Source organism: Psychrobacter nivimaris, assembly GCF_009812035.1.
Taxonomy (GTDB): Bacteria; Pseudomonadota; Gammaproteobacteria; order Pseudomonadales; family Moraxellaceae; genus Psychrobacter; species Psychrobacter nivimaris.
In genome coordinates this window covers 1-8,717 of sequence record NZ_VZIZ01000013.1, presented here as the reverse complement: position 1 = coordinate 8,717, position 8,717 = coordinate 1, and the positions used below count along the sequence as shown (strand labels likewise).

The window sequence follows — 8,717 nt, the reverse complement described above, 5'->3', positions numbered from 1 at the left end:
GCAGTTGACTTTTAATCAATTGGTCCCGCGTTCGAGTCGCGGACAGCCCACCATATTTAGAAAGCCCAGTTACTATCTTAGTAATTGGGCTTTTTTTCGTCTGGGCTTTTTGAACATGTTTTTTAGCTTTTATATACCTCTATTTATTATGCTTGCGTTTAAACAGTCGAAAGTTATCTCTCTTGCGCCATAGTAGTTTATGTCTGATCGTATCTTTAATGGTACGTGGGTGCTTAGGAGCATGAGCAATAAACTCATCAAACTCTGCCTTACTCATCGCTAGCTCTCGACCATGAGCCATCATCACCATTGACGGTTGTAATGCTCTGATTTTTTTTAGCGACTGGACATAATCTTTAGGGTAGTAAACCGGAAATGGTGCTACGAACTTATGGCGCAATTTAATGATTAAATCAGCGGTGTATACTTCGCGACTGGGCAGATGAAACAAAGACAAGTCACGATCCGTATGGCCTGGCGTCTCTAGTACTTGCCATTCATCAAAATGTGGCACAAGCTCACCATCTGTGACGGTGATATCTGGTTTCAGACTTGCTGAGTAATATAGGTTTTTAAATGGGCGTCCTTGACGTCTGGCCACATAATATCCTAGATGTATATCTACGAAGTGCATCGTGCGCCCACCAATACCGCTATACCACTGCTTTTTTTTATCTGCTGAGACAATCAGACAGTCAGTCTTTTCTCGAAACTTATTCGCACCGCCTGCATGATCTGGATGCATATGCGTGACCACCACTACTTTTAGGTCGGTGACGGGTCGTTTTAACGTCGACTTGATATAGCCAAGCACCATCGGTACATCAGCACGGCAGCAGCCATCTAACAGCATTATTTTATCTGGATATACTGCCAGATAGCTACTCTGGATATATCCTTCTAAACGTACAATTTCACATAGACTCATTGGTGTTCCCTACCTCATTCGTCATTATTATTGTGAGGCTTTTGTTCAGTTTTATAGCCAATCTTTAGTATAGCGCCCGTCACCACAAATAAAATGACTTTGAGTGAACGCTTGTGACTATATACAAGAGTAATGCGATATACAGAGACGATGCGGCTAACAATTAACTATGGACAACTTACTACTCATAACCGCCTATATAATTCTATCCATGATAACTCTCACCTTATTAGTAAAAAGCAAAAAACCCAGCGCTTAGGCTGGGTTTAAGGAAACACTTAGTATCTTATTTAGTATTTTGGATAATTCGTAAATTACCTACTTATAAACTATGCAAGATCACGAACCTTTGGCTCACGTTCCCATAGGCGAGACTTAGCATTGCTGATAAAGGCATCTAGCTCAGCCAATGGCGTTACAAATTCATCTTTTTCAACTGGGAGTTTACTTAGGATAAATTCATCAGTCGCGCCGCAATAGGCGATGGCTTTGCAATGGTTGAACGCATCGTTGAACCAATCTAGTGCTGAGCTGTCTTTTGCCAGCTTTTTAGCTTGGTCAGGCATGATGATACTAACGATGGCATCAAACATCACTGACGGACCACCAGCGAGGCGCTCATCAGCTTGTATACGGGTACCATCATCCAATACGACTTCTTTGTTAGGCGCTACGATTTTGACACTAGCACCCTGCGCTTTGGCAGCATCTTCGAACTTTTTGACTTCACTGCTATTAGAGCCTTCTGCAACCAAGATACCGATCATACGACCTTTTAGACTATCAGGCGTTAGACCGATAGTTTGTACCGCTTTAGAAGTTCCTAAGTCTTGGACAGGTGCAGCTGCATCAGCTGGCTCTGGTAGCTCCATACCCAATGCCGTTGCTACGCGATTGGCCAAGTCTTCATCGATATGAATCAAATGGCTAAGCATACGCGTACGTACATGGGCTGTGTCTACTTTACCTAGCTCAAACGCATAAGCGGTTGCGATATGTGCTTGCTCAGTTGCTGTCTGACTACGGTAGAACATACGTGGCTGGCTATAATGATCGGCAAAGCTCTCGTCACGTACGCGGCCTTTTACGCCATCATCTAGTTGCTCATGGAATGAGTTGAAACCACGTTTAGCGCTTTCACGAGGACGAGTTAGATCTAAGCTTTGTGGCTCATAAAGTACACGCGTCTTAGGCACTTGCATTTGCATATGACCATCTTGCTGATTGTTGGCAAACGGACACTTTGGTGCATTGATAGGAATTTGGGCAAAGTTTGGCGAGCCTAAGCGTGATAGCTGAGTGTCTAGATAACTGAACAAACGACCTTGTAATAATGGGTCATTACTAAAGTCAACACCCGGTGGCAGATGCGATGGGCAGAATGCTACCTGCTCAGTCTCTGCAAAGAAATTATCTGGATAGCGATTCAATACCATCTTACCCACGACTTTCACTGGCACCAATTCTTCTGGAATCAGCTTAGTTGCATCGAGATGGTCAAATGGGAATGCATTGGCTTCTTCTTCGGTAAATAACTGTACGCCAAACTCCCACTCAGGATAGTCACCGTTATTGATTGACTCAAATAAGTCACGACGATGATAATCAGGATCAGCGCCTGAGATTTTTACTGCTTCATCCCATGTGGTCGATTGTACGCCCAGTACTGGCTTCCAATGGAAACGTACAAAGGTGCTCTTACCGTCTTTATTGATTAAGCGATAGCTATGAATACCAAAACCTTCCATCATGCGTAGGCTACGTGGTAAACCGCGATCACTCATCAGCCAAATTAGATTGTGCATGGTTTCAGGACTTAATGAGACAAAATCCCAAAACGTATCATGAGCAGATGCCGCTTGCGGGAAACCGCGATCTGGTTCTGGTTTTACCGCATGAATCAAATCTGGAAACTTCATCGCGTCTTGGATAAAGAAGATTGGCATGTTGTTACCAACGATATCCCAGTTACCTTCTTCTGTATACATTTTCACAGCAAAACCGCGCACATCACGTGGCGTATCTTTTGAGCCTTTGTTACCCGCTACCGTTGAGAAACGCGTAAACAATGGCGTTTGCTTACCTGTTTCGGTCAATACTTTGGCAGTCGTATATTCTTCTAGTGATTCTGTCAGCTCAAAATAACCGTGTGCGGCACTACCACGAGCATGGACGATACGCTCAGGGATACGCTCATGGTCAAAATGATTGATTTTTTCACGTAATACAAAATCCTCCAATAGCGTCGGTCCACGTGAGCCTGCTTTTAGAGAGTTTTGGTTGTCAGCGATGGCCACACCTTGTTGCGTGGTTAATACTTTAGTGTCGTCACCTGCGCGCTGATGTGTTTCACCACCATTGCCACGTTCCGTATTCATGTCTTTGGCGGGGTCCGTATGATCGATATTATTATTCATAAAAAGTCCTAGCTAATAGATTGAGAGTGCTCTTTTAAATCATTAAAAGAGTGCCTACACAGGTTTGATATCCTTTGAGGTAGTGGTGACTTCATCTGTCATTTATTTATCTGTGTTTTCAGCATTGCCGAGCGTTAAACTGATACCGCACTAAAATTCGTAAAGGAATAATAGGCTTAGGACTTATACTACCCAAAAAATAAGTCAAATATAGTTGCGTATATAGTAAACCTTGTTGATGTTTGGTTAAGGTTTATAGACGCTATAAACCAGCTGCTTTAGGTGGTCTTAAAGGCGCATAAACGTTAACAATAGAATCTTGTAATGTAGTTATTCTTTAAGGTATGCTTTTTATGAAGTACCAAAGACTATTGATAAATAAATTGGCAGGGTTTTAGCCTTATATTTATCTTTTTTATATCGCTGGATTCAAATAATTTCGATACAAGAAAACCGAGCGCAAGCTATACCTTAGTATGGTTAGCGAGGATGATAATGTAGCGGATTTATAGGGATTTGATGATGCGACTATTTTTTATATAACTATAAGGCTACCTACCATGTTACCAACTCTAAGCTCCCCGATTAAAAAACCTTATCACTCATTGCTAGTAGGCGCGTCAATGGGTCTAATGGCATTAACGTTCAGTCAAACAGCTGCTGCTATCACGACCAAGAGCGTTACCTATACGGTCGATGATAAAGCATACGAAGGCTATTACGCCAAGGCGGACAAAGCTAATGCACCTTTTATCTTATTGATTCATGATTGGGACGGTCTAACTGACTATGAGCGCAAACGTGCTGACATGTTAGCAGCTGAAGGCTACAACGTATTGGCGGCCGATATGTTTGGACAAGGTATTCGCCCCACTTCTATCGAAGAAAACAAACGCCTAACTGGGGAGCTATATGATGATCGTAATAAAATGCGTCGCATATTGGCAGGGGCATTAACAGCAGGACAACTACAAGGCAATGATGTGCGTAAAGGCACTACTATGGGTTACTGTTTCGGTGGTACGGTCGCGTTAGAGTTAGCACGTTCAGGCTTTGAGCAAAAAGCCTTTGTACCTTTCCATGGTGCATTCGATATTCCAACTGGTCAAAGCTATGACAAAACTACGGGAGAAATCCTAGTATTTCATGGCTCTGCTGATGAATCTGTCTCGCTAGAGAGCTTTGCGACTTTGGGCAAGACCTTAGAAGCAGCCAAAGTACCTCATGAGATGGTTACCTACAGCGGTGCGCCACATGCCTTTAGCGTATTTGGCAGCGATAGATATGACGCCCGCGCCGATGAGCGCTCTTGGAAACGCTACTTAGACTTTTTAGCAGAAGAATATAAATAATCCAGCAGCACAAGTTGCATAAGTAATAATATAAGCAAACCCAAACAAAAAGACACCTCAACAAGATCTGATAACGATCCATTAAGGTGTCTTTTTATTTAGTTTTTGCTGACGCTTTAAAAAATTAGCGCTTCTGAAATACCAATAGCTGATTATTAGCAGGCATCGCATAAGTAGTGACAAGTTGCAAATGATGTTCACTGGCTAAACTGACAACCTCTTCTTTATGACGAATGCCACTATCAGGATTACCTGCTCTCAACATCGCATCAAATCGCTGATTGCCCTCACTGGTATATTTACCATCCTCGTTAAATGGGCCATATACAATCAGTTTGCCATCAGTAGGTAGCGCATCACCAGCCAATGTAAACAACCGTTCAACCAAAGCCCAACTGATAATATGCAGCGTATTAGCCGTAAACATTGCATCATAAGGTAAGTTTAACTGGCTATTGACAGGTACGGCATCCGTACTCAAATCAAACGCTAATGGCGAATATAGATTGGGTGCAGGATACGCATTGTGCCAAGCGATTATATGGCGATGATTACCAGTCACATCGCTAGTTTGCCACTGTATCTCAGGCAGATTAGGCGCAAAGTAAACACTATGCTGCCCCGTTCCAGAACCAATCTCTAATACATGATTACAGCCTTGTAGCTCTGTTTGAAGTACTTCTAAAATAGGTTGTTTATTATTCTCACACGCTTGAGAAAACGGCAATGCAGAAATATCTACTTTATTATTTGGATTATCACTCTCCAGATTATCGTCATGCATTACTATTCTCCCAAACAGTCTATTGTGCTCTCAGTATTGATAGCAGTAGATTAACAAGCACTGTCTAATACTACCTTAGTGGTCACTAAACAACTCATACTAGTAAATACCCGCCTCTACCCCAGCAGCCAACGTCATAGCAAGCTCTTCTACTTGCTCAGCAAAGCTATCTTGCCAATCGCCCTGTAGTATCAGCGCCTCTTGAATCCATGACCAACGTAGCCCCGTTGTAATCGTTTTGAGCGCAAGTTTAGTACCTGTACCATCATGCCCTGCGCGTATATATACCGCAAATGGCATGCCCTGCTTCTCTTCTAGCACGGGATAATAGCAACGATCAAAAAAATCTTTGGTCAGCCCTGCCATATACGCTAGATTTTCGGTCGTACCTAGCAGTAACGCATCAGCAGCCAACACATCCTCAGGCTGCGTATCCTGCGGTGATTTCAAAATGACGTTGATATCTATATCAGGATTATTCGCACCGTCATAGGCTGCCTGCACCAATTTCTGAGTATTAGGCGATGGCGCATGAGCGACGATGAGTAAAGTCTTAGTAGACATATTAGGCTTCTGTGCCATTGTTAAACACTAAGTTTTGTGTGATAGCAGGATCCAAGCTATTGCCTACTGGGCAGGTCAACGCGGTTTTATAAAATCGCTTTAAGGTACTCTCGTCCAATGCCTTAGCGAAATTAACTATTACATGTATCTCACTCACCCGCCTTGGTTTGGCAGCCATGACTTTGGTAACTTCTGCGGTCGTACCTGAGATATCGATGTCCATCGCTTCAGCTTTGATCCCGATAATCGTTAAGATACAACTGCCCAAACTGGTCGCTAGCAAATCAGTAGGAGAAAACGCTTCGCCCTTACCATGATTGTCCGTTGGCGCATCAGTGATGATTTGATTATTCGACTGTAAGTGAATGGCTTGGGTGCGTAAATTGCCTTGATAGGTTACTTTTGAGGTGGTCATAATTTTGCCTTAGTTTATTAAACTAGCTGCCTGAGCAATAAAGATGCTGTGATAGTTATTTGATAGATGCTAAGATAGCGAGCATTTGTGCAAACATTAGTTCTGTAAAGGAAATTGTAATATGTATGTGTATGAGCTCTCAGAATACCAAGTTTATCAATTAAAATCGATAGACCCAGCATTAGGTGGTAACTGGAAAACCATTCTTATCAGTATTTTGCCGCAGCTCGATATACCCAGTCGTAAAAGTGTGTACGAAAAAATATTATCAAAAAGGAACATTAGCCCAAATTTTACTTATATCATTCCAGATGATTTGAGAAGTTTGTTATCTAAAACAGCAATTCGTCATCGAGAGCTAAAAGCAATTGCTATACAGATGTTGAAATTTATTGAGTCTAAGCCGGATTCATATGATGCTATTGAACTTGCTGATAAAGTAGAGGCGATGATCGATTATCTTAACCGTATTGATATAGGTGATCATATTTTAGACCAAAAAAGTCGTGAAAGTATAAAAAAAGCATTTTTGTACGATTTAGCATTTTGGATCGATAATGTAAATCTTATAGTACAACCTGGTATAAGGCACTTAAATACTGATATCGTAAAAACATACTTTAAAGAAGTATTTATTAAGCAAAAGATTCAGGGGCGAGACTTTCGCGCATGGGACTCTACTGACATAGACTTTCAGGAACAAGACAACTTACCCGATATTATAAAAAGAGAGGCAAAGCGTAAAAAATTCTTTGTCATTGAAAGTGAGCGTTACTGGTTTTTAATAGGTATTGCCGATAAATCAAGACAAAATCCTTATTCTATTAAACGTTTTTTGCATGAAGATGGCGGTAGTAATGATCTATTTGTATATCTGACACACGTTGTCATTAGAAAAGAGCTTATAGATGAAGAAAGTTATATACGACATGTTAAATACTGTACAAGTCGACTATATACTTTGGATGCTGGTGTATCGGACACAATTATCAAATTTATAGCAGAAGCACAACATCTTTGTAAGACACAAATTATACCTCTACTCAAAAAAGAATTGAAAAAAGACGGCGAAGAGACAGAATATCATATCAGTAAGCGTATGAATGACTATGAGCACCAAATCACAATTTCGATTTTGAATAAATTACCTAATATAATTAATAATGCAGTCACTGATAGTGATGATCGATACTATTTATTTTATTATTTGACTAAAATTTTTAATAAACTTATAGATAATCTCCAAAACTTTCAATTACGACCTATCGCTACATATTCTTCTAATGTAGAAGTTATGATTGCCAGGCTAATTAGCTTCAAATATTTTCTAGATACGATTTATGATTCATTAGAGGATAAAAAATTTGAGATTAAAAATTTCACTAATGCTTCTAAAGAAATAATTGCAATTGTCAAGGAAGCTTTCGATAGTACTGAACAGAACCTGATACAGTTAAATCAATTAGAAGAAAAATTAAAATTTTATCTTGAAACTAAGGAAAATGGTAGTATTTGGCAAAAAATAAAGGTCGGTTTCCCACCAAATTATACTTTAGAAGATGTGGAACATTCAAAAAATGAAGCGAAAAATGAGTTTTTTCTGTCCATAATAAATTTAGCTAAAAAACATAATGATAATATTGTTTACGTAGAATTTGACTGCAATGAAGTCTTAAATGAATACTATCGTCACTATGCCATTGCTAATGAAAAAATGGCAATAGCACGACTACCAAAAGTACTACGATTACCTGAAGATAAGAAAACATTTAATATTCAAAAGACTAATGAAGCAATTCATCACAACGTATTTATATTCGACAAGAAACATGTATCGTGATCTGTTGTTTTATATATTTTCTAGACAAATTTTTCGTATAAGAGTCTTATTTGACTATCATAGGGAAAGTTCATGAACTCAATTACTAGTAGCTTTTCAGCACCAATCTACAGACAAAGAAAAACCCCCATCGCGTGAGCGTTGGGGGCTTTATTTAGAATAGAGAGCTGACGAACGAGAAGAGAACCGTTAAGGCAAAGCATGCTAACTGCGAGTATAGCTCTTGTCTTGCGCTGCGGACGACTGTCTCCCAGACAGTCGTTATTCCTTGCTCACCTTTAAATAGGATTTGCTGCGTAGGTCACTAGAAATAAAAGATAAAAAAAAGAGCCACCCAATTAAGGATGACTCTTTTTTAGAATAGAGAGCTGACGATGACCTACTCTCACATGGGCGAACCACACTACCATTGGCGCT

7 protein-coding genes and 1 tRNA gene (1 of these 8 running past the window's edge) are annotated in these 8,717 nt (G+C 40.4%); 3 read left to right on the top strand and 5 right to left on the bottom strand.

Annotated elements, in window-relative coordinates:
* Nucleotides 1-53, top strand: a tRNA-Lys gene (locus FQV37_RS14140); it begins 193 nt to the left of the window's first position.
* A gap of 86 nt (nucleotides 54-139) precedes the next feature.
* Here the strand turns inward: FQV37_RS14140 and FQV37_RS05145 are convergent.
* Both FQV37_RS05145 and FQV37_RS05140 read right to left on the bottom strand, forming a co-directional pair.
* Nucleotides 140-928, bottom strand: coding sequence for an MBL fold metallo-hydrolase (locus FQV37_RS05145; protein WP_160021556.1), 789 nt, complete (start codon nucleotides 926-928; stop codon nucleotides 140-142).
* Between the two features lie 329 nt (nucleotides 929-1,257).
* A complete protein-coding gene (locus tag FQV37_RS05140; RefSeq protein WP_160021555.1) occupies nucleotides 1,258-3,345 on the bottom strand; it encodes a catalase in 2,088 nt (695 codons plus the stop codon).
* Between the two features lie 560 nt (nucleotides 3,346-3,905).
* Between FQV37_RS05140 and FQV37_RS05135 the strand changes: the two genes are divergently transcribed.
* On the top strand, nucleotides 3,906-4,697 hold the full coding sequence (locus FQV37_RS05135; protein ID WP_160021554.1) for a dienelactone hydrolase family protein: 792 nt from the start codon (nucleotides 3,906-3,908) through the stop codon (nucleotides 4,695-4,697).
* Nucleotides 4,698-4,821: 124 nt separating this feature from the next.
* Here FQV37_RS05135 and FQV37_RS05130 read toward each other — a convergent pair whose 3' ends face one another.
* From FQV37_RS05130 to FQV37_RS05120, 3 genes are all read right to left on the bottom strand, one after another.
* Nucleotides 4,822-5,481: a DUF938 domain-containing protein gene (locus FQV37_RS05130; RefSeq protein ID WP_160021553.1), complete on the bottom strand. Its 660-nt coding sequence runs from the start codon at nucleotides 5,479-5,481 to the stop codon at nucleotides 4,822-4,824.
* Nucleotides 5,482-5,580: 99 nt separating this feature from the next.
* Nucleotides 5,581-6,045, bottom strand: a complete 465-nt coding sequence (locus FQV37_RS05125) for a flavodoxin family protein (protein WP_160021552.1) — start codon at nucleotides 6,043-6,045, stop codon at nucleotides 5,581-5,583.
* 1 nt (nucleotide 6,046) lies between these two features.
* Nucleotides 6,047-6,460: an OsmC family protein gene (locus FQV37_RS05120; protein ID WP_160021551.1), complete on the bottom strand. Its 414-nt coding sequence runs from the start codon at nucleotides 6,458-6,460 to the stop codon at nucleotides 6,047-6,049.
* Between the two features lie 121 nt (nucleotides 6,461-6,581).
* On the opposite strand from FQV37_RS05120, the gene FQV37_RS05115 reads away from it, so the two are divergent.
* Nucleotides 6,582-8,300 (top strand): hypothetical protein, encoded by a 1,719-nt coding sequence (locus tag FQV37_RS05115; protein WP_160021550.1) that lies wholly within the window; start codon nucleotides 6,582-6,584, stop codon nucleotides 8,298-8,300.
* The last annotated feature ends 417 nt before the right edge of the window (nucleotides 8,301-8,717 follow it).